Origin of the sequence: uncultured Shewanella sp., from assembly GCF_947501665.1 — a bacterium.
In the GTDB taxonomy this organism is placed as follows: Bacteria; Pseudomonadota; Gammaproteobacteria; order Enterobacterales; family Shewanellaceae; genus Shewanella.
Genome location: NZ_CANMWS010000001.1, coordinates 109,510 through 131,375, shown reverse-complemented (window position 1 = coordinate 131,375; position 21,866 = coordinate 109,510). Strand labels below are relative to the sequence as shown.

Below are 21,866 nucleotides of genomic sequence, written 5' to 3'. Positions count from 1 at the left end.
GCTACTATCCTACCTTTGTCTCTCCATTTTGTGAATCAAGAAAGTGTGAGTATATATCGCTATACATTCAGCAAAAGGACATTATTTTCGGTTTGGCCAAGCTAATAAATCAGGTTCTGCGAGATCTTGCATCAACTTTTGCATCGTTGAGCAGGTAAAAAAGTCACCAGAGCAAGGATTATCCTTATAGAAATAATCCTGTCCAAGATAATTAAATGAAAGAAAATAGGCATGTAAATAAGTCCGATCTGCTATGTCACCACCATAAAGCTTATCACCTAAAATGGGCACACTTAAACTGGCCAAAGCAACACGTAATTGATGCGTCTTACCACTGTGTGGCTTAAGCAAATAAAGCCTTAGCCCTTCATCAAGAGAATAAGAAAAAAACTGCGTCACGGCAGGATTATTTTGAGTACGGAGCAATTTATGCATACTGCGCCGAGACGGTCCCATATCGCCTATCACCCAACCTTGTTTTTTCTTAGGCTTACCTTTGGCAATGGCAAGGTAATATTTCTGCACTTGATGAGCGCCCAACAAGCGTGTTAACTCTGCTGCTGCTTCAGAGGTTTTAGCAAACAACAATAACCCTGATGTCGGTGTATCCAATCGATGAACAGAATAAAGCTTAATGTTTAAATCCAATGCTAATTGAGCCATCACACCAGCCGAACCAGATTGACTATGAAAATGGACATCGGCTGATTTCGAAATCACTAAAAAGTCGACTTCATTTGCAATAATTCGATACATAAACCCAACATGTTCTAAAAAGTAACAGTGACAACTAAACCGGGATGGTTATCACTTAAAGTAATGCTGGCATTATGACGGGATAGAATGGCTTTAACCATAGATAATCCCAATCCTGTCCCTTTAAAATGACGACTGGGATCGAGTCTGACTAAACGCTCAAAAACTCGCTCTTTTTCTTCATCAGGGATCCCAATACCATCATCGCTAATGATTAAAGTATTAGCCTGTTGAATAATCTGAATTTTTGCCCCTTTGGGCGAATACTTAATGGCGTTATCAACAAGATTAAACAAAGCTTGGAATAATAAATATTTATCACCAATAATTAAATGATCGTCTGCCACTTCTAAGACTAAACTCTGTTCATTATATTCAGTAATCGCTTCTGCCATTTCAAAAAGATCACGACTAATGGCTTGTAAACTCAGCTCTTGTAGCTCAAGAGTCTGTTGACCTTCCTCAATACGTGTAAGGGACAACATCGCATCGAAAGTTGCAAGGCAATGATCAAGCTCTTCAGTGATAATAGCACAACTCTCTGGTAATGCTTCGGGGGATTTTTCAGGTAACTGTTCAAGACCTATTCGTAAATGAGACAAAGGGGTCCTTAAATCGTGCGCAATATTATCGGTTACGCCGCGTACAGCAGCAAGATTGCCTTCTAAGGTATCTAGCACACTATTAAATTGTTGCGCTAACATATCAAATTCATCTTTACGCCAACTAATGGGAAGACGTGTTGAATACTCTCCTTGTTCTATTTGTTCACTCAATCGGTTGTATTGTACTAGACGCCGTAATAACGTTTTAGAAAAAAGGTAACCTAAGGCTAAAGTTAATACTATCGTTAACATCAATGCCGTAATGGCTGCATTACTGAATTTATCAATTAACGTGCCTAATTGATCCGTTCGCGTTGCAATCAGTACCGGACCATAACGTGTCATCGCCAATCCACCGGTTAAAATATGTAATTTATCCGATCCTCCTGCAAAAACAGGAAACTCACGCTTTTTAGGCAGCATAGGCATATCATCGGGGATCATACTCAATGCCCCAATCAGATCGACTGAGTTACGCCAAACGATCAAAGCCACTTTAGGATCGGCTGTTCTCACCTGCGTTGCAAAACTTCGGCGATCTAATGTTAACGCCATTTGTTGATAACGGGCTTTTTCTGCCGCTAATTGTTGATCTAATTGCAGCTCTTGCTCACTCATTAGCTGCCTGTACATACCAAACAATAATGTACCTATAATGAGAATAACCAATATTGAGAAAATAATGGTTATTCTCCATGCGCTACTTTGGTGAGGCTTAATGCCCTTGACGTAACCGATAACCTGCGCCTCTAACCGTTTCGATGAGTTCGCCATGACCTAACTCCTCGAGCTTTCTACGAAGTTTTGCAATATGCACATCAATCACATTTGTTCGAGGATCAAAATGATAATCCCACACAGCTTCAAACAACAATGTTCGACTAATCACTTGATCGGCATGTTCCATTAAATACTTTAACAGTTGAAACTCTTTTGGCTGTAACATAAGCTCATTATCATCAACCAATACTTTTCGAGTTAATAGCTCCATCGTCAAAGGGCCAACAACAAGATCGGTTTTGGTGGGCTGTAGTTCACCTCTTTGCATCAACTTTTCAGCTCTTACTAAAAGCTCAGAAAACGCAAAGGGTTTGGTCATATAATCGTCTCCCCCAGCACGCAACCCTTTCACTCTTTCATCAACGTGACTCAAGGCTGATAAAATCAATACCGGAGTTTGACTCCCAGTTGCCCTCAAAGCTGCCAATACTTTTAATCCATCCAACTGAGGGAGCATACGGTCTAAAATAATCAAATCGTATTTCATGCTCGTAGCAAGCAGTAGACCTTGATGGCCATCACTTGCTGTTTCAATATTATAGCCTTGCTCAGCAAACCCTTTGACGACATAATCAATTGTTGTACTATCATCTTCTACTATCAGTATTTTCATATGTTAATCCCATTTCAGCAAAGGTAATAAGCGTTGACTATTAATATTATATGCCAATTGATGCTGACCTTCTTGCGTTAAAAATTCAAGTTCTAAATAGTTAATGCCCAATGCATTATCAATACTCGCCTTAATCAAATACCCTTTATTATTTTTACTCGCTTTTTGAACTAATTCGACAAATGTCATCCCAACACTTTTTAAAGCCATTACAGCGAGTAATTCACTTTTTTCTTTCTTTTTAAAAAAAGAAGCATTGTGTAATAATAATTTCCCATCACTTGCACGATAAGAATAATTCAATATTTCATTGGTCGTCGTGTTTATAATTCGAAAATCATAAACAAGCTCACCTTCTTTGTGCTCAACATCAAAACCGGATATCTCACCTAAATGTAAATTTTCAAGCTTACGCATAACCAGCATCACAGGTTGATTGTCTGTCTGAGAAAGTAATAGGTAAAGCCCTGGCTCTGCTACAACGCTCCCAGAAAAAAGTATTAAACCTATTAGCCATCGAGCCATGGCTCCTCCGTGATGAATACAACTTTGTGTCATATAAACAATAATAATTGTTGTTAAATCAAACGAAAACTGTCAATTTCAATTTCAATCCCTTGCCAGCGGTCTTCTTGTCGACCAATCAATTTGACTTGACTATTACCTGATATTTCCATATCTCGCCATAGCGTATTTTTTATTTCAACTTCAATATCACCGGCATTATCACGAAATAAGTATGATTCATCATCTAAACTTTTAACCAGATAACCAGAAAAAGCAACTGGAATACTCGAAGTAATATTCTTATTGGCAGAGGTCATACTCACTTCGGTCTGTTTATTTTCAGTATTTGCAGACAAAGTTAATACGCAAGTTAATATCATGGAGCTTGCTAATGTGTTTGCCATTCTTCTGCCCCTAATCTAAATATAGGCTAGGGTACAGAAACATTAATAATCTTGAGGTGGCTGACAGATTAAACTTTGATCATCTGTATATCACTCTTCAACATTTTATTTCAATCACTTGAAGAAAAAACATGAATACAGCTTGAATTTAACATTATTACGGTCTCAATCCCTTGAGTTAACCCTAATTGTTTAACAACTTGCACAGATAAATCCAAATGTAACACTTGTTCGTTGGCATTTACTCTCAATATTATGCGAGTCATATCCCCTATATCAAGCAAAGAAACAAGCGTTCCCACAAAGCAATTTTTCCGTGTCACTAAAGATAAATCATTAAATAATTCAATACCTGAATTGGGTACCATCCAACGAACATGCTCACCCACCATTAGCGATGACTGGTAAGGAGTTTCTACTTTAATTCCTTGCCAGTTTAAACATGACCCAGATAAAGCACTAACTTCATGCTCCACTACCCCACTAAATACATTTTTTATGCCCATTTGCTTAGCAACAATTTCCGATGCCGGTTGAGTGAGCACCTGTTGAGGGCTACCGTGCTGTAACATACCACCATTATCCATTAGCAACATATTATCAGCTAATAACAATGCTTCCTTTAAATCATGTGTCACCATAACAACAGGAATGTTTAAGCTGCTTTTTAAATGAAATAAAGACTCATAGAGAAATTCTCGCGTTTCCCAATCAACAGCAGAAAAAGGTTCATCGAGCAACAAGAGTTGGGGTTCTCGAGCCAACGCTCTTGCAAGTGCAATACGTTGCTGTTGTCCGCCAGATAAGTGTCTTGGACGTCGGTGGGCGATATGCGATAAATTCATCGTTTCAAGCCACTTTTGTGCTCGAGGCTTTCTAAGTGATTTTGAAATATGATCTAAACCTGAAAGAATATTATCCAATGCGGTTAGATGGGGAAATAATCCGAAATGTTGAGGCACATAACCCACATGGCGCGCCGCCGGTGAAAGTATTGTGTGCTTGTCCGTATCACACAAAATACGCTCACCTAGCTGAATATGGCCAATTTGAGGTAAACTGAGTCCAGCAAGCATACGTAATAACGTTGATTTACCTCCACCAGAAGGTCCAACCACCGCCAACAGCTCTCCAGCTTTACAGTTAAAATGAACTCGTAAAGGTATCGGTATGCTCTGCTCTATTCGACAACAAAGAGTCTGTTCAAGCTCAGTATTCATGTCGATTTCCAGCAGTAAAATGACGCGATAAACTGGTCGTTAATGCTAAAACACTGATTGCAAAAATCAATAAAACTAAAGACATTAATCCCGCGCTGTCAAAGTCAAATGCTTGCACACTATCATAAATTGCAATAGCAATTGTTTGAGTTTCCCCCGCAATATTGCCTCCCATCATCAATACCACACCAAATTCACCTAACACATGAGAAAAACACAACACTAATGCCATTAATATGCCAGGCCAAATCATAGGTAGTTCTATTTTAAGGAGTATTTTATACTTGCTCATACCACAGCACTGAGCAGCGTCACGAACTTCTATCGGAATAGCTTCAAAGGCGCGCTGTATTGGCTGAATGGCAAAAGGAATATTCACCAAAATCGATGCAACAACAAGACCTGAAAAATGAAAAACTAACTGTACGCCAAACCACTCTTCTAGCCATTGACCAAGCCAAGACTGTTGACCCAGACCCGACAATAAATAGTAACCCACCACAGTGGGAGGCAGCACTAAAGGCACCATGACCAATGCTTCAATCCAAGCTTTACCTTTAAACTGACTATAAGCCAGTAACCGACCAAAAAAAATGGAGAATGGGATAAGTATTAATACTGTAACAACACTTAACTGTATCGAAAGGTATAAGGCTTGCCAATCCATTACAATGACTCTTCTGAGGCAAAGCCATATTGTTGAAAAATAGACTGAGCCTTAGGAGATAAAACATATTGATAAAAGAGCGTCGCCGTAGTGCCCGCATCATTTAACAAGGCCATACTCTGCTTTAAAGGTGGATATAAATCCTTTGGAAGCACGAAATAATTCACTTTTTCAGCAAATTGAGGTCTAATCGCTAATGATAAAGCAACAATCCCTCCCTGAACCGCTCCGGTCAAGACAAATTGAGCCGCTTGAGATACATTTTCTCCAAGTACCAAATGAGGATAAATACTGTTCCACAGCTCAAGGCGTTTAAGCAAAGCTTGTGCTCTTTCTCCATAGGGCGCATGTTTTGGATTAGCAATAGCAAAACGCTCAAGTTGCTGCTTTTTTAATAATGCTCTCACCCCCATTAATGACCTATCTAAGCGTAAATTCGATGTCTTAGGGGACACTAAGGCTAATTTTCCAACAGCGTAAACCTGTCCTCCACCTTTTATCAAATGGGCCTGTTTGAGCTTTAAAACATAAGACTCATCAGCTGAAAGAAACAATTCAAAAGGCGCACCATGCTTAATCTGCGATACTAAATTTCCTGATGAGCCATAAGAGACATTAACCGTTAATCCCGTATCGATTGTAAAAGCTTGTACAACATCATCCAAAGCAAATTTAATACTGGAAGCGGCAGCGATAAGCGGGGAGTCGCTTTGAAATGAATCACCTTGCGTGGCATTAACAGAGAAAGCCATAAAATAAAGATAGAGACTTAAAAAAAAGAATTTAAATATTTGCTTCACTAAAATGAACCCATACTGACGTTTTTGCATTGATAACCAACAATCACGGTTTACTCGCTTTGCCAGTGCTGAGCGGCAAGATCATCTGAGGTTTTCGCATCAATCCATCGTTGGCTAATGTCATTCGCCTCTAGTTTCCAAAAAGGCGCTTTAATTTTCAAATAATCAATGAGAAACTCACAAGCCTCAAAAGCCGCTTTTCTATGTTGACTTGTCACGCCAATAAAGACAATTTGATCGCCAAGCTCTAATGCACCCACTCTGTGTATGATTCGAACAAGGTTAAGCGGCCAACGTTCGCGTGCTTCTTGCTCTATTTGCGCCAGAACTGTCTCAGTCATGCCTGGATAATGCTCAAGCGTTAAACGACTCACATTTATTCCATCATTAAAATCTCTCACCTTCCCCACAAAAGTGACCATGGCGCCATCACTGTTATCTGTGTTCAGGTGTTGATATTCATCGGCTAAGTTAAAATCTTCATTTTGTACTCTGTTCATGTTTTATCCACCTGTCACTGGAGGAAAAAAAGCCACTTCATCACCATCTTCAATAGCACTATCCCATTGACTTATCGTTTGGTTAACTGCGACCAATAAACGTTCAGACTCAAGAGCCTTAGCCCACTTATCCCCTTTTTGAGATAAAAGCAGCCGAAGATCATTGGCTGTTTGAATTGCATCTGTTGCAGGTACTAACAAATGGCTTAACTGTAATTGCTCTCGTACTTGAGCAAAAAACAATACATTGATCATATTGAAACATTACCTCTAAATAAACGACCAACTTTAAAAATGGTATGCATTTTAGTCCTCATTAATCAATTCAATACTGACAAATATATGTCATTATTACATAAAATCTGACATCAAAAGTTAAAGTATTGTCGACTTTACTCATTGTAGAACAGGGGAGCGATTACACGTCACGATGGAGAAAGCCTCAAACATTATTTGATGCAATAATCTCCTGACTTACCTCCAGTTTTTTCCAATAAACATATCTGAGAAATAAGCATATCTTTTTGAATTGCTTTACACATATCATAAATCGTTAACACCGCAACAGATACTGCTGTTAAAGCCTCCATTTCAACCCCAGTTTTACCAGACAACTTACATAAACTGGTCACTTTCACTCTATGATTATCAAGTTCTGCTTCAATATTAACCTCCACTTTTGTCAGCATCAAAGGATGACAGAGTGGAATAAGATCTGAGGTTTTCTTCGCAGCTTGAATACCCGCTATTCTCGCCGTCGCAAATACATCTCCTTTATGGTGACGTCCTTGAACAATCATTTGCAATGTTTCTGGTGCCATTTCAATGAAAGCTTGTGCCCTTGCTTCTCGTTGAGTTACTTTTTTTTCAGTAACATCAACCATATGAGCATTACCTTCTGTATTGATATGAGTAAATTTTTTCGTCATTCCAACCTTCAATTATAATATTTATACGACGCTCACTAAACGCTTATTACTTGAGTCAGTAACCAAACTTACCCACCAATGGATGCTAAATGCTGAGTGACACCCGTCACACCTTGGTGTAAAAAATGCGTTTGATTTTTTGTGGCTAATTGAGCATGTAATCGAGCAATCAAAGCAGCCTGCTGAGAAGGTGAAACCAATAAATCTCTTAAATCAACCCCATTCTCAGTAAACAAGCACAAATGCAGTTTTCCTTTTGCTGAAACACGTAAACGATTACAACTTGAACAAAAATTTTGTTCATAAGGCATAATTAATCCGATTCTGCCTAAATAATCTGGATGGCTAAAATTTTGTGCCGGTCCATCATCAATATTGCGAGGCTCTAATTGCCAGCCTTGTTGCAATAACCAGCTTTTGATTTGACGCCCAGCCACATGATGCTGTTGAAAATAATCACGCCCAAGCCCTGTTTCCATCAATTCAATAAAGCGAAGATCAATCGGTGTCTTTTTAATCCAATGTAAAAATTGAGGTAAAGATTGATCATTAAGACCTTTAAGTAACACTGCATTCACTTTAACGCTCTCAAAACCCGTCTCTAAAGCAGCATCAATGCCTTGCATTACTTGATAAAACTTATTTTCGCCTGTTATTTGATAAAATAAACGCGGATCAAGACTGTCTACCGATATGTTGATCTTCTTGAGTCCAGCTTCATGCCAACCTTTCGCATGTTTGGCTAAGCGATCACCATTGGTCGTGGTTGCCAACGTTTTTATTTTTTGATTATCAGCAATCACTCGAATAATGTCCGTAAAATCTCGACGTAAAGACGGCTCACCACCGGTAATTCGAATTTTTTGTGTGCCGACTTGTGAAAATGCATCCACCAAATGGGAAATTTCATCTAAGGTTAAGAATGAAGGTTTCCCACTGGTTTGATACCCATGAGGCAAACAATATCCACATTTAAAGTTACACACATCAGTGACTGACAAGCGTAAGTAATGGAATCTTCTACCAAATTTATCTTCTAATTGAGACATTCCACCCTTCCTGCTGGGAGGTGAGAGAAATCATTCCACACCTGATTACCATTATTTAACAATCTTACTTCCCAGATTTCACATTAAATATAAAAAAAGTGGGATTTCAATATGCTGATTATAGGCCGAAACAGACCCGCAACCCTAGCGTTAAAAGGGAATTTATTATGCCATAATCAATATTCGTAGCGATTTAATGACAGTTATCGTTAAATAATCATGCTTAACTTCACTATTCAAATACACGGATCACTGTGACGAAGTTAAAAATTAAGGTAAGCTTATAAATTAAAACACCCGTTTATATCAAGTGTCCCTTAAGATACCAATGATAAGCATCGGGGAAAAGTAAGGATGAGGTGAACTGATGGAACGTGAATCAATGGAATTCGACGTTATCATAGTTGGCGCTGGACCTTCGGGATTAGCAACAGCATGTCGATTAATGCAAATATCTAAAGATTGCGGCCAAGATATTTCAATTTGTGTGGTTGAAAAAGGCTCAGAAGTTGGCGCACATATCGTATCGGGCGCTATTTTTGAACCTGATGTACTTGAAGAGTTATTTTCCAATTGGCATGAAATGAATGCCCCATTACACACCGCGGTAACAAGTGACGAAATTCACCTTTTAAAGTCTGCCGATAAATCAACACTGCTACCCAATGCTATTGTCCCTAAAACAATGCATAACAATGGAAACTATATCATTAGCCTAGGTAACCTGTGCCGCTGGTTAGCCGAACAAGCCGAAGCATTAGGTATCGAAATATTCCCAGGATTTCCTGCAAGCCAGTTATTATACAATGAAGATGACAGCGTTAAAGGGATCCTCATTGGTGACATGGGAATGGGCGCAAATGGTCAAGCTAAAGACAGTTTCGAACCCGGTATGGAGCTTCATGCCAAATATACTGTACTGAGTGAAGGTTGCCGAGGACATTTAGGTAAAGAGTTAATCGCTAAGTATCAATTGGATAAAGACAAAACACCGCAACACTATGGTTTGGGATTTAAAGAGATTTGGAAAATTCCAGCCGATCAACACCAACTCGGAAAAGTGGTTCATACCGCAGGTTGGCCACTCACTGAAGGGTCATCTGGGGGAGGTTTTCTTTATCACTTAGAAGATAATCAAGTTGCTGTTGGCCTTATTATCGATCTCAATTATAAAAACCCACACTTAAGCCCATTTGATGAATTCCAACGTTATAAAACCCATCCAGTGATTGCGCAAACATTAAAAAATGCAGAGCGGATAACTTATGGAGCACGTGCTATCACAAAAGGTGGCTTAAATTCATTACCTAAGATGAGTTTTCCCGGGGGACTGATTATTGGATGCAATGCTGGCACCCTTAACTTTGCCAAAATAAAAGGCACTCACACTGCAATGAAAAGTGGTATTTTAGCAGCAGAAACACTTGCCAGAGCTTTTATGGCTGGCGTAGAAGCAGGGAAAGATTTAAACAGTTACCACGAGCGCTTTGAAGAAAGCTGGCTTAAAGATGAACTTTATCGTTCCCGTAATTTTGGCCCCGCCATGCATAAATTTGGGACCTTGTTAGGAGGAGCATTTAATTACATCGATCAAAACTGGTTTGGTGGACGCTTCCCCTTTACTCTCAAAGATCAAACACCAGATTATGCTCAAATGGCCCCTGTGAGCAAATACACTAAAATCGATTACCCCAAACCTGATGGAAAACTCATTTTTGATAAACCTTCTTCAGTATATTTATCCAATACCTATCATGAAGAAGATCAACCCTGTCATTTGCAGTTAACCGATCCAAGCATTCCACTGAATATCAACCTCATTCAGTTTAATGAGCCAGCTCAGCGGTATTGCCCAGCAGGTGTTTATGAAGTAATCCAAGAACAAGGTAAAAATAAGTTCGTGATTAACAGTCAAAACTGCATTCACTGTAAAACCTGTGATATCAAAGATCCCAGCCAAAATATCACTTGGGTGACACCAGAAGGCGGTGGGGGACCAAACTACCCTAATATGTGATCATCAGCACTAACATAATGATCCAATAGAACGGCAGATATCACTGCCGTTCTATTGGCCTCATCAACTCGTGTATATACCCGTGAGACTTCTAGATCTAGGATTTAGCTGGAAGTATTACGAGTATAATCGTCTTTGCCAATCTTCTATCTCACCGGTTACTAGCCTTTTTTCTAAACTATTTTTCCAATTTTCAGCCAGAGCCGGACACTGAGATAACACTTCATAACCTTGAGCATTAAACACTTCAGAAAAATATAATGTTATCGCTCTCGCCACACTGATGTTCGATACTCTCTCTTGTAACACTAAAGTATTCGACTCATTTATCAGACCCGGCGTTAATACTCGATACAGCCAACCACAGCGTTGGGTTCTTTGCATAATCAATGATAGCGTAGGGTAATTAAACTGAAGATTCACTTTAAAGCAGGGGGATCTTGGCTGAGAGACTTGCAATATAGCTTCGCCAATTTGAATAATATCACCAATATTAATATCTTCTTCAGTGAGCCCTTCAGTACTAATATTTTCCCCCATACGTGGCGCACTTTCTGTTTTATTAAAATCCTTCATTTGGCCAAAATACGTATAATGCTCTCTAGGATAATGATGTACCACTCTATCAGGGCCACCGTGAAAGCGTTTATCAGCTTGAGCGTCACCCACAATTTGCTCTATCTGCACATCTAATGCATTGACGCGAATTTTCTGCTCTATACCTGTTTCAACATTCGATAAAAGCTGAGTGTTTTCGCCACGATATAAACGTAATTTTTCTGCTTTTAACAACATCCCTTCCATTGGAACTTCCTTTCTGTATTAAAAAGTGAGTGGCTATTATTTTGATTGTAAATAGTCCCTGAGTTCAACACTGGGTATGGAAGTATTAGAACTGACACTAAAAGCAGACCAAATAGCCGCTTCTTTCATCGCGCTTTCGATATCACATCCAGTCAATAATCCATGGATAAGCCCCGCTGCATAGGCATCTCCAGCCCCCGTTGTATCAACAACATTGGCCTGCTTAGCACACACTTGCTTCATACCTGATGCGGTATATAACCTCGCCCCAAAACGCCCATTGGTGACAATAAAATAACGTAATTGATGGCCAGCAATATCGAGTGCAAATTGCCAAGGTGATTGATCACAGCGCCCCTGCAGATCATTTTCAGATGTGAGTAACACATGTGCGTCACGCTTGCGATTATCTTTTGCCAATTGTGTTACCACTAAGCAATCCACCAAAGCTGATGCTGTCCACTTTGATAATTCATCCGCTGATGAATTAATATATAGGGCATCAATATTGCTCCAATTTGGCATATGCGGCAAATGTAAAGGCGGACGCTCTGGACGTAAAATCGTTCTCTCTCCATTGGGTGCCATCATTAACATCATCTCACATGATAAATCTTTTCGGCGTACAACTCCTTGACAATTCACCCCATGAAACTTGGCTTCTTGTAATAACCAATCACCATTGCTATCGTCACCCACCTGACTAATAAGCTCTACATTATGTTCAGCCCAAGCTAATCCAATACCGGTATTCGCTCCTCCTCCCCCGAGGCGTTTGCCTTTTTCATGATAATAAAACCGACCACCTGTATGGAGCGTTGCAGGTAATTGCAATACACGATCGCAATTTAAATTAGCAACGAGCAAAATATTCGCCATAAAGGCACCCTGATTAATACCATAGATCAGTAAATGGTAAGGGATTTAAGTATAAGAACCAAGAAAAACAACACAAACCATGGCCTTTTACACACTAATATCCCACAATAAAACTCTCCTCAATAACAACCAAGCAAACTCATTATGACTAAAAAAATAATTTTAGATACCGATCCTGGCATTGATGACGCGATGGCTATTTTGTTTGCACAGGCCAGTCCAGAGCTTGAGCTAAAAGCTCTCACAACAGTATATGGTAATACTGACATTGAAAATGGCACAAATAATGCCCTGTTTCTAAAAAATAAATACCAACTCTCAGCCGATATAGTGAAAGGTGCTAGCTTCCCCCTTTCAGGTATACCAAAAGCGCCTGTCGTTCAGGTTCACGGAGAAACAGGATTTGGTCATATCAAAGTCGATAAACAATCAACAAATCACCTTGATAAACGCTCTGCTGCCCAATATATTATCGATTCAGTCAATGCAGAGCCAAATGAAATCACGCTCATTGCTGTCGGCCCACTCACCAATTTAGCGCTTGCTTTACAATTGGCACCAGAAATAGCACCTCTAGTCAAAGAAGTGATTATTATGGGTGGTGCATTTGGAATGAATGAGCACAGAGGGAATGTCACTCCTTATGCAGAAGCCAATATTTATGCCGATCCCCAAGCGGCTGATCTTGTTTTTGCTGCTAACTGGCCCATCACAGTCATTGGCCTAGATGTCACCCATGAAACTTTTTTTACTCAAGAGTATTTAGCCGATATCAAGAATAACACACAAGAAGTCGGTGAATTTATTTGGGATATCAGCCAATACTATTTAGAGTTCTATAAACAGATCACAGGTTCAAACTCGTGTCATGTACATGACCCGTCGGCCATTGCCTATGCAATTTCACCTGCATTATTTTCTGTCCGTAAAGGCCCTATCCATGTTATCACCTCTGGTCCAGCAACTGGTTATACACTGCAAAAATTCGATAATGTGCCTTATATGAACGATCCTTGGTCACACAGACGTTCACACCAAGTCGGAGCAAGTGTCAACAGTGAAGCATTGCTCGCACTTTATAAAAAAACGCTCTTAGACTACGATAAAGTGCGCCATACCACACCTTAAAATAGCTATGTAAATAGACAATCTTTTTTTTAAAAGATTGTCTATTCTTATCTCAATACTCATTTTAAGGATCAATTATGCGGCACGTTATCGCAATATGCGCTTTGCTTTCAGCACTCATCTTATCTGGCTGCTCTCCTGAAAAAGCGCCCGAAAAACAAACTGAAAAATTGGGACAGAAAAACCCTGCGTCTCAATATTGCGTCTCACTTGGAGGCACCTTAGAGATTAAAACAGAAGAAGCAGGACAAGTGGGCTATTGCACACTCCCCAGTGGAGAAGTCATTGAAGAATGGGCTTTATTTAAACGCGATCATCCAATGGATTAAATCCACGTCAACAAAAAAGTGCCTTAACAATAAGGCACTTATCATGATGATGTCACACTCAGTGCAGACTTAATGAATAAAAGAAATAAATCCTTGCAAAACAATTAAGTTGGCAATATCAATAAAGAAAGCCCCCACAATAGGAACCACTAAAAATGCTTGGGGAGAAGGACCATTTCGAGTCACAAGTGCCCCCATATTTAATACTGCTGTAGGTGTTGCACCTAAACCAAAGCCGCAGTGCCCGCCCGCCATAACGGCCGCATCATAAGTCGATCCCATGAGTCTAAAGGTGATAAAGTAAGCGAAGAATGCTAATACAACGGTTTGTACCAACAAAATGATCAATAAAGGAATGGCTAAATCTAAAATCGCCCATAGTTTTAAACTCATCAACGCCATAGCCAAAAAGAGAGACAAGGTCACCGTCCCTAACACATCGACACACTCCTTATTAATTTGATAGCCTTTAATAAACTCACTAATATTAGTAATGGCTACCCCTAAAAAGAGTGCATAAACAAAATCAGGGATTTGTAACCAACTAATATGTAAACTGCTAACTAATTGATCGACCCAATGCGCTCCTGCCACACAGAAAAGTAAAATAAACAATGTTTCCGTGATATTTTTAGCCGTGACTTTATCTTCTTCTAAAGGATCAAATGTCACCATTTCAGGATTGTCTACATGATGATCTGTTCCCTTACCAAACGCTGATTTTAAATTATTTTTATCAATCAAACGTTGAGCCACAGGACCGCCTATAATGCCCCCCATAACCAAACCAAACGTAGCAGCTGCCATAGCAAGTTCAAGTGTATTTAAGCCGTACTGATCTGCAAAAGTCTGAGACCACGCCGCCCCCGTACCCGCGCCGCCCGATAAGGTAATTGATCCCGCAATGAGTCCTAACAATGAATCTAAACCCAAAAACGTTGCTAACCCAACACCAACCAAATTTTGTACGACAAGAAAAACAGACGCTATTCCCAAAAAAAGAACCACTTTAAGGCCCCCTTTTAATAATAACTTGTAACTTGCCGCTAAACCTACCGTACTGAAAAACATTAACATTAATGTGTTCTTCATCGGTAACGAAAATTCTAAGTCGATATGATTAAAATGCAAAACGGTAATTAAAGCCGCAATCACTAAACCACCAACGACGGGTTCAGGAATATTATACTTTCTAAAGCAACTGACATTGCGGTTCACTGCATGTCCAATGAATAATACTAGAATTGCAATTAAGAATGATTCTAGTTCACCTATAAAATATACCGTATTCATGTTGCTCCTACTCTTAAAAATAGTGATGAATAATGATGCAAGTATTTATCTCACTAAGTTAATAATGGTTAATTTTTTCGATATAAAAACTCGATTAAAAATGGATACTATGTTAATTATAATAAAAAATGACAGGTTCAATTGAAAATAAACCAATAATAAAAATAACAAAAATTAGAGTTGCCTTATGTAAGGCTTTCATCTATATCTGCAGATACTTTATCTGTTCCCCCTTCTGTGGCAACTCTATCGGCTTTTGCAATGTAAGTAGGCTTTTTTCGCCCACTAAGCTTAGCATTGGCTTTTCGGGTTTTACTCATAAATTTTTGAGTAATTTTTTTAGTGCGGTTCATAGTGATGCTCAAACAAAGCGTATTCTGGTTAACGGAACATTATACGCAAATATTAATAAACTCTGGAATAACCCGCAAAAATATCCACTGTCATAAAACCTCCCCCTCCCGATATAAACCAAAAAAAAACACTATGAAAACTTTTTTAAAACAGAAATCATATTAAAAAAAACAAAAATCACCATTGAAAAACACAATGTAAATCTTAGTCAAGCAAACTAACAAAAAATGAAACACATGCAAATAACAACTAAACATAATGTTATGTATAAAAAAAGACTTTTGATGTTGAATTAAAAAGTAAATATGCAAAATAGTATCACCTACTCAGATACGTATTAACTGATGAAATTAACATCTTTTTAAGTACAAAAAATAATAATAAATCGTGTAAAAAGAAGAGTGAAGTGAATGATAAAAAATAGTCAATTCTGTTTTGCATTTATTTGCCTTATTAAATTAATAACAATTCTCTAAATACACGACTATTAAGCTAACCATTCTCAACATAACAAGGTAATATACTGGTTTAAACTCGCTGAATGATACTTTCGGCTTGTTAAACGAGGTTACGATATTTTGTGCCACTTAATATTTGGCATCATTAAGATACCAGCTTGCCCTTAGCATTGACGATTATCGAGATTACTTGAATGAAAAAAATAGCCATTTTTTGCCCAAACTTACTTGCAAATGGAACCGTAAAAGTGGCTCTGACACAAGCAGAAGTCATACAAGCATCTGGCCATGAGGTTCACCTATTCATTTTTAATCGAGGTGGGGACTTCATCCCTCCTAATAACGTTATTATTCATTATGTCTTTGATGATGAAAAACTCTCACTTAAAAAACAGCAAGATAAATTGCAACAAGTCGTAAGAGAGCAAGAAAAGCTAACGGGAAAATTCTCGTTATTCTTAAGTAATTCAACAGACTGTGATATTATAGTCAGTGGGTGTGATTTTGACCCTTGTTATTATTTTTGCCATTGTGCATTGAAACAAGAATTATTAATGGAACTCAAACGCGGGCCGGTTCATTTTCTCAGGCGTTGGAAAAAAGCCAAGGCGCTTATTGGAAAAAATATCATCACAGTTTCAAACGGTATTACTCAAGAACTCAAAAATACCACTTGGTTAAAACCCCAAAGCGTGCAAACTATTTATAATCCTTTTAATATTGAAGCAATCCTTGAAAAGTCTCAACTTGAAATAGCCGACATCCCAACCGAACCGTATATTATTCATATTGGTAGGATCACACGGCAAAAACGCTTAGATATTTTATTTCAAGCCCTCAAATTAATGCCTAGCGCCCCTAAACTTGTCCTATTAACCAATCGTCCAAAGCGAGCATTGAAATTAGCTAAAAAATATGGCGTTGCAGAGAGGATCATCACCCCTGGATTCCAAGCAAACCCCTATGCTTGGATAGCTCGCGCACAAATGATGTTACTGAGCTCTGATTTTGAAGGTTTTGGTATGGTTTTAGTCGAAGCACTCATATGCAATACCCCTGTTGTCAGTACTGATTGCCCCCATGGGCCAAATGAAATTCTTACCGGGGATCTTAGTCAATATTTAGTTCCCACGAGAAACCCAGCTTTACTCGCTGAAAAAGCACTGTCTTGCTTACAAGTCTTACCGACTGTCAATCAAGCAGACATTCTCAAAAAAGTACAAGGCGACTATATTGCTAAACAATATCTAGCACTCTGTAACGAATAAGCAACAAACTTATTCGTAGCACATTTAAAATCAATCATTAAACAAAGCCATATCATGTCAATATGGCTTTATGCATTGAAACTAAATTTTCCAGTAATTCAGTTTTTTTCTCATTTTAATGTGTCGAATAAAGTTGATTGGCTTCGCTTTTAAATCGCTTAACCCTTGTTCAATTAACTCATCAGTGGCAGTTAATACCCTTTGACTGGATAAACCATCTCTTTGTGGGTGAATTTGAGTACAGTATGCCTCAATTTTTCGTATAACCTCATCTGGACGTGATAAAGCATATTCAATCGCAGCTTCAATCTCAGCTTCATCATTTATATGAATAAGATGTTCACTTTGAGTATTATTATTAAAAGCAATCACAGGCTTAGCTTGCAATAGAAACATAATGAGAACGGATGAAGTGTCACATAACATCACATCAGCAGCTTGTAATAAAGGCAATACGTTATCAGTTTCTATAAAACGTAAATTGTCACTTTCAATTGACTGATATTGCTGAACAATATCCTTACTCATTTTTGGGTGAAACTGAACTAACCAGCGATAATTCCCAGTTGAAGAGAGCGCTTTTATTTTCTCAAATATTACTGGAGCACAGGAAAGCCTTCTTGAGAAAGTAGAGCAAAATAAGACAATTGGGCGAGGATCATTCGAATCTTGATAGGGATTTTTTTGCTCGACTTTAAACATTGGATCTAAAGCAGGCCAGCCTGTTTCGGCAACATTAAACGTACCAAACTTTTGTGCCAAATGAATAAAAGGTAAAGTCGTAGCAGGGCCTTGAGTACAGTACAAATCAAAACACGAGCGAATTTCAAAATGATCTTCTCGACCATGATGGTTCATTTTTCCGGCATTAAAACCATGGAAAACGCCGACTTTAACACCAGGAACAAATCTTGGTACAACATTGCCCGGTACAAACACAGCATCGGGTTGCCAAAGCTTCACTTCATCAATGCTGTTTAAACGGTATTCTTGTGCTGTCAAAAAAGAGGGATCAACTTCATTCCCCTCTAAAAACCAACATACCTCATCGCCACGATTTAAGATAACATTCTGTAATGGCCTCAAAATAGCATATGAATAATTCTGTGCTATATAGAACAAATACCGCTTTTTACTTCGTTCCAAAACATCCCCTTCACACTGTTTCTATTCTCTACTCATTAACAAACTAACCTTTAAACACTCCCTTGTTATTCATCCTTTTATACCTTAATTCCAGCACCAATCAATTTGCCAACTCGAGATATTGCTTGGCGATCCCATTCGCCTTAACTTTAGATAAAATCTCAATATTACTCATGTCAGGAGGAGAAACTATCACTTCATCAAATTTTTGAGCCAGCAAAGTCGGTTCCCGACGAGGAACTAAATAATGAGTTAACGCACCTGTCAAAATTTCTTTTGGTCCATGGGGGCAATCAGTACTGACAACGGGAGTGCCGCAAATAAGTGACTCAATTAATACGGTAGGAAGCCCTTCAAAATCAGAACTTAATATCAATGCCTTAGCATTTTTTATCCAAGGAAACGGGTTGATTTCAAACCCTTTAATGATCACTCTATCTTCAATATTATATTCGCGGGCTAATGCTTGTGCTTTTTTAGGTTTATGACAAAATAACACAACTTTAATTGGCTGATTCATCTTTGCAATCGCAGCAAACAAAATATCATGCCTTTTCTGTTTCACAAACCGACCGATATGGATAAGATACTCTTCTTTGGGTAAATCAAAATTTTCGGATTCAGCCAGCATTTGAATTGTTTCAAATTCAAAGGGATTATAAATCGTTTGCAAAGAAGCCGGATGCAGGCGCTTTTTGGTGAGAATTTCATCTGCAATCCCTTTAGATACCGTCACTAAACGCTGACCATTTAAAGCTTTTTTAGCTCTCAATTTCTTAAAATACGCAAATGGCCCCATTTTAGCATGACGTCGCAACTCTTCCTCGACAGAAGCATGTACCACCACACATAATGACCGCACTTTCACGTTGACCATGAGATAATTCGTAAGGTCTAAATTCGATATAAATAAATCAAAAGCACCGACCCTCGACTCAATATCATCAATACACGCCTTTAAATGCCTAACTGCCTTGCCCAACCGTAGACGACGTAATAATTTTACATCATTACCTAAAAAGCAGGTATGTACCTGTATAGACTCCGGCACAATAAAATCAGCATTATCTTTCATCACCAAAAAATGCACTTCATGTCCAATAGCCACGAACTCTTGGGCCAACGTCAACATGACTTTTTCAGCCCCACCACCCACTAAGTGATCAATCGCAATTGCAATACGCTTCATACCGTCCCCAACTTTTCACTCAATAAACGATCAATTTCTTTCAAACCAATATCTAGCCCGTTCACACACTCACATAAAGACAATGACAAGTGTTGTTTGTTCAATCGATCAGATTTAATTAATCTTGTTACACCATTCACAATACTTTGTTCATCGCACTCACTTACAACAGCTAAATCATGATGTTGGCAAACATTTAATCGGTAATGTTGATCTTTCGATACTGCAACCGTTAATACTGGTCTTTTCAACGCAATCGCTTGTAATAACGTATCTCCGCCACTTAATACAGCAGCTTTTGCAGCATTTAACAAATTAATAAAATCACCATGACGCATACTTTTTACACTGATGACACCATCGTAACAAGGTAAACTTTTAGGATAATTATCCCCAAAAACCATTAAGCAAGGTAAGTGGGTTTGTAGATGAATACGTTTCGCAGCTAAAGCAAGCTCATCGGCAGCATACCCTTGATTAAGCTGATGCCCACCAGAACCTGCATTGAAAATTAGATATTCTCCCTCAGTCAACTGATATTTAGCTAATAATTCATGCTCTCTGTGTTTATTAGGGTTCACAAAAATGGGGCCTGTCACTATAGGCTCCATTCGATTAATCAATTTCAACTTCAATTTATCAAGCCAGTTAATAGGGCTAATCATAAAATGGGGTTGAACAACCCAATGGCTATCTGTCATTATCGCTCGACGAATTTTCATTCCTCTGCTGCGTTTACGTTTATGCTGACTCAGAAAAATGACTTTCGCGCCTAATTGTTGTGCGTGCTCTAATTGAGCTCGCCTTCCTGAGGCGTCAAATAACACCACATCAGGTAAAAAATCAGACATCAACAAATTGACGTCTTTTACTCGCTTAGTTGGCGTGTCATCAATCAGCTTAACAGGATGATGACACGTACTGGCATAAGGAGCATGTCGACTGAGAATAAAGCAAATTTGTGCATCTGGCCTGCGCCTTTTTACCTCATCAGCAATGATCAAAGAACGCATATACTCACCCATACCTTCTGCTGAAGAAACGGGGATAAACAGTAGCTTAGGAGCTAAAATATTCATGATAAGACTCTTGGTCCTTGAGTAATGTAAAAAGGTAAAAATCCGTCATAAAGCCAGTTCTTCAATTAACTTATCCATAGTATCTTTCACTTCAGTGACAGATATCATCTCCATTAAATTATCACCTTTAGCACGAGTTCCCCATTTAATAGGGGCTAATTGTTGCATATTTATCGCTTTATCATAAGCATTAATCACATAATCAAGATAAAGGTAGGGTCCTGTTCGATTAGGATTAGAATGTGCATATAAACCGATTACAGGTGTCTCTTGAGTCACAGCCATATGCGCAGGCCCTGTATCAGGTGCTAACACTAATGTCGCCTTATTCAACATACTTAATAGCTGTGTCAATGATGTTTGCCCCACATAATTATCAATTGATACTTTAGCCATGGACTCAATATTCAATGCTAATGTTTTCTCTAAAGCTGAAGGGCCACCACATAAGCACACTCTAAATCCTTTACTCACTGCATGCTCAGCAATAGCAGCATAACGCTCAGCCAGCCAATTTCTCTCAGCCTTACTCGCAGCAGGACAAATAATCAAAACCTTATCTGCGCCCATACGTTCTAATGCAAATGCCTTATCTTGCTCAAGGACAGGAATATTCCATGACGGCACAAGATCGCTCACGCCTATAGCCTTAGCAAACCCCATAAAACCATCCAATACATGTGGCGACTCTTGGGCATCAATACAATGGTTTGTCACTAACCACTGACCTTCTTTCGCCCGCTGCCGATCAAAGCCTATTCGAGTTTTAGCTGAAATCGCTAACGAAGCCAATGTTGCTCGCAAAGCCACCTGCATATGAAGCAATACATCAAATTTTCGACTGCGCAGCTGAGATCGTAACTGAAAATAACTACGCCATCCTTGAGATTTATCAAAAATGATAAACTCAACATGAGGTAAGTGACGCAGTAATTGATATTCCACTTTTCCTATCACCCAAGTGATCATCAATTGGGGGTATTTTCTCTGAATAGCTTGAACCATTGCAACAGCATGGCAAACGTCACCAATAGCTGATAAACGTAACAAACATAGAGATTCTGCTTTATCTAAATTTAAACTCATAAAACT

24 protein-coding genes are annotated in these 21,866 nt (G+C 38.8%); 4 read left to right on the top strand and 20 right to left on the bottom strand.

What is annotated here, in order from left to right; all coding sequences use genetic code 11:
* Positions 1–81 precede the first annotated feature (81 nt).
* From Q0976_RS00615 to moaA, 12 genes are all read right to left on the bottom strand, one after another.
* On the bottom strand, positions 82–756 hold the full coding sequence (locus tag Q0976_RS00615; RefSeq protein ID WP_299489776.1) for a TIGR01621 family pseudouridine synthase: 675 nt from the start codon (positions 754–756) through the stop codon (positions 82–84).
* 14 nt (positions 757–770) lie between these two features.
* Positions 771–1,994: a HAMP domain-containing sensor histidine kinase gene (locus Q0976_RS00610; protein ID WP_299490166.1), complete on the bottom strand. Its 1,224-nt coding sequence runs from the start codon at positions 1,992–1,994 to the stop codon at positions 771–773.
* An 82-nt stretch (positions 1,995–2,076) separates the two neighbouring features.
* A complete protein-coding gene (locus Q0976_RS00605; protein ID WP_299002445.1) occupies positions 2,077–2,754 on the bottom strand; it encodes a response regulator transcription factor in 678 nt (225 codons plus the stop codon).
* Positions 2,755–2,757: 3 nt separating this feature from the next.
* The gene (locus Q0976_RS00600) at positions 2,758–3,279 is read right to left on the bottom strand and encodes a hypothetical protein (protein ID WP_299489774.1); all 522 of its coding nucleotides are present in this window, start codon (positions 3,277–3,279) and stop codon (positions 2,758–2,760) included.
* Positions 3,280–3,332: 53 nt separating this feature from the next.
* Positions 3,333–3,665, bottom strand: coding sequence for a NirD/YgiW/YdeI family stress tolerance protein (locus Q0976_RS00595; protein WP_299489772.1), 333 nt, complete (start codon positions 3,663–3,665; stop codon positions 3,333–3,335).
* Between the two features lie 110 nt (positions 3,666–3,775).
* Positions 3,776–4,885 carry an ABC transporter ATP-binding protein gene (locus Q0976_RS00590; protein WP_299489770.1) on the bottom strand — a complete coding sequence of 370 codons (1,110 nt, stop codon included), beginning with the start codon at positions 4,883–4,885 and terminating at the stop codon, positions 3,776–3,778.
* Positions 4,875–5,552 (bottom strand): molybdate ABC transporter permease subunit, encoded by a 678-nt coding sequence (modB, locus tag Q0976_RS00585; protein ID WP_299489768.1) that lies wholly within the window; start codon positions 5,550–5,552, stop codon positions 4,875–4,877. Before modB ends, Q0976_RS00590 begins: the two co-directional genes overlap by 11 nt.
* Complete coding sequence (gene modA / locus Q0976_RS00580; RefSeq protein WP_299489766.1) at positions 5,552–6,382, bottom strand: molybdate ABC transporter substrate-binding protein; 831 nt, start codon at positions 6,380–6,382, stop codon at positions 5,552–5,554. Before modA ends, modB begins: the two co-directional genes overlap by 1 nt.
* Positions 6,383–6,402: 20 nt before the next feature.
* The gene (gene moaE, locus Q0976_RS00575) at positions 6,403–6,852 is read right to left on the bottom strand and encodes a molybdopterin synthase catalytic subunit MoaE (RefSeq protein ID WP_299489763.1); all 450 of its coding nucleotides are present in this window, start codon (positions 6,850–6,852) and stop codon (positions 6,403–6,405) included.
* Positions 6,853–6,855: 3 nt separating this feature from the next.
* Positions 6,856–7,107 (bottom strand): molybdopterin synthase sulfur carrier subunit, encoded by a 252-nt coding sequence (gene moaD / locus Q0976_RS00570; RefSeq protein WP_299489758.1) that lies wholly within the window; start codon positions 7,105–7,107, stop codon positions 6,856–6,858.
* A 194-nt stretch (positions 7,108–7,301) separates the two neighbouring features.
* The gene (gene moaC / locus Q0976_RS00565) at positions 7,302–7,781 is read right to left on the bottom strand and encodes a cyclic pyranopterin monophosphate synthase MoaC (RefSeq protein ID WP_299489755.1); all 480 of its coding nucleotides are present in this window, start codon (positions 7,779–7,781) and stop codon (positions 7,302–7,304) included.
* A 68-nt stretch (positions 7,782–7,849) separates the two neighbouring features.
* Positions 7,850–8,830 carry a GTP 3',8-cyclase MoaA gene (gene moaA, locus Q0976_RS00560; protein WP_299489753.1) on the bottom strand — a complete coding sequence of 327 codons (981 nt, stop codon included), beginning with the start codon at positions 8,828–8,830 and terminating at the stop codon, positions 7,850–7,852.
* A gap of 367 nt (positions 8,831–9,197) precedes the next feature.
* Between moaA and Q0976_RS00555 the strand changes: the two genes are divergently transcribed.
* The gene (locus tag Q0976_RS00555) at positions 9,198–10,847 is read left to right on the top strand and encodes an electron transfer flavoprotein-ubiquinone oxidoreductase (protein WP_299489750.1); all 1,650 of its coding nucleotides are present in this window, start codon (positions 9,198–9,200) and stop codon (positions 10,845–10,847) included.
* A gap of 117 nt (positions 10,848–10,964) precedes the next feature.
* Here the strand turns inward: Q0976_RS00555 and Q0976_RS00550 are convergent, their stop codons facing one another.
* Together Q0976_RS00550 and Q0976_RS00545 are read right to left on the bottom strand one after the other, a co-directional pair.
* A complete protein-coding gene (locus tag Q0976_RS00550) occupies positions 10,965–11,651 on the bottom strand; it encodes an MOSC domain-containing protein (protein ID WP_299489747.1) in 687 nt (228 codons plus the stop codon).
* 36 nt (positions 11,652–11,687) lie between these two features.
* Positions 11,688–12,530, bottom strand: a complete 843-nt coding sequence (locus Q0976_RS00545; RefSeq protein WP_299489745.1) for a PfkB family carbohydrate kinase — start codon at positions 12,528–12,530, stop codon at positions 11,688–11,690.
* A gap of 144 nt (positions 12,531–12,674) precedes the next feature.
* On the opposite strand from Q0976_RS00545, the gene Q0976_RS00540 reads away from it, so the two are divergent.
* Positions 12,675–13,658: a nucleoside hydrolase gene (locus tag Q0976_RS00540; RefSeq protein ID WP_299489742.1), complete on the top strand. Its 984-nt coding sequence runs from the start codon at positions 12,675–12,677 to the stop codon at positions 13,656–13,658.
* A 77-nt stretch (positions 13,659–13,735) separates the two neighbouring features.
* Positions 13,736–13,987, top strand: coding sequence for a DUF333 domain-containing protein (locus Q0976_RS00535; RefSeq protein WP_299489740.1), 252 nt, complete (start codon positions 13,736–13,738; stop codon positions 13,985–13,987).
* Positions 13,988–14,056: 69 nt separating this feature from the next.
* Here the strand turns inward: Q0976_RS00535 and gltS are convergent, their stop codons facing one another.
* Together gltS and Q0976_RS00525 are read right to left on the bottom strand one after the other, a co-directional pair.
* On the bottom strand, positions 14,057–15,280 hold the full coding sequence (gene gltS / locus Q0976_RS00530; RefSeq protein ID WP_299489738.1) for a sodium/glutamate symporter: 1,224 nt from the start codon (positions 15,278–15,280) through the stop codon (positions 14,057–14,059).
* Positions 15,281–15,465: 185 nt separating this feature from the next.
* Positions 15,466–15,633: a DUF2986 domain-containing protein gene (locus Q0976_RS00525; protein ID WP_299489736.1), complete on the bottom strand. Its 168-nt coding sequence runs from the start codon at positions 15,631–15,633 to the stop codon at positions 15,466–15,468.
* Positions 15,634–16,286: 653 nt separating this feature from the next.
* Here Q0976_RS00525 and Q0976_RS00520 point away from each other — a divergent pair.
* Positions 16,287–17,360, top strand: a complete 1,074-nt coding sequence (locus Q0976_RS00520) for a glycosyltransferase (protein WP_299489734.1) — start codon at positions 16,287–16,289, stop codon at positions 17,358–17,360.
* Between the two features lie 81 nt (positions 17,361–17,441).
* Here Q0976_RS00520 and Q0976_RS00515 read toward each other — a convergent pair whose 3' ends face one another.
* The 4 genes from Q0976_RS00515 to Q0976_RS00500 all read right to left on the bottom strand — a co-directional run bounded on the left by Q0976_RS00515 (position 17,442) and on the right by Q0976_RS00500 (position 21,860).
* Complete coding sequence (locus tag Q0976_RS00515) at positions 17,442–18,506, bottom strand: CDP-glycerol glycerophosphotransferase family protein (RefSeq protein WP_299489732.1); 1,065 nt, start codon at positions 18,504–18,506, stop codon at positions 17,442–17,444.
* A 100-nt stretch (positions 18,507–18,606) separates the two neighbouring features.
* Positions 18,607–19,695 (bottom strand): glycosyltransferase, encoded by a 1,089-nt coding sequence (locus Q0976_RS00510; RefSeq protein WP_299489730.1) that lies wholly within the window; start codon positions 19,693–19,695, stop codon positions 18,607–18,609.
* The gene (locus Q0976_RS00505; RefSeq protein ID WP_299489728.1) at positions 19,692–20,774 is read right to left on the bottom strand and encodes a hypothetical protein; all 1,083 of its coding nucleotides are present in this window, start codon (positions 20,772–20,774) and stop codon (positions 19,692–19,694) included. Before Q0976_RS00505 ends, Q0976_RS00510 begins: the two co-directional genes overlap by 4 nt.
* Positions 20,775–20,819: 45 nt before the next feature.
* The gene (locus Q0976_RS00500) at positions 20,820–21,860 is read right to left on the bottom strand and encodes a glycosyltransferase family 9 protein (RefSeq protein ID WP_299489725.1); all 1,041 of its coding nucleotides are present in this window, start codon (positions 21,858–21,860) and stop codon (positions 20,820–20,822) included.
* Positions 21,861–21,866: the final 6 nt, after the last annotated feature.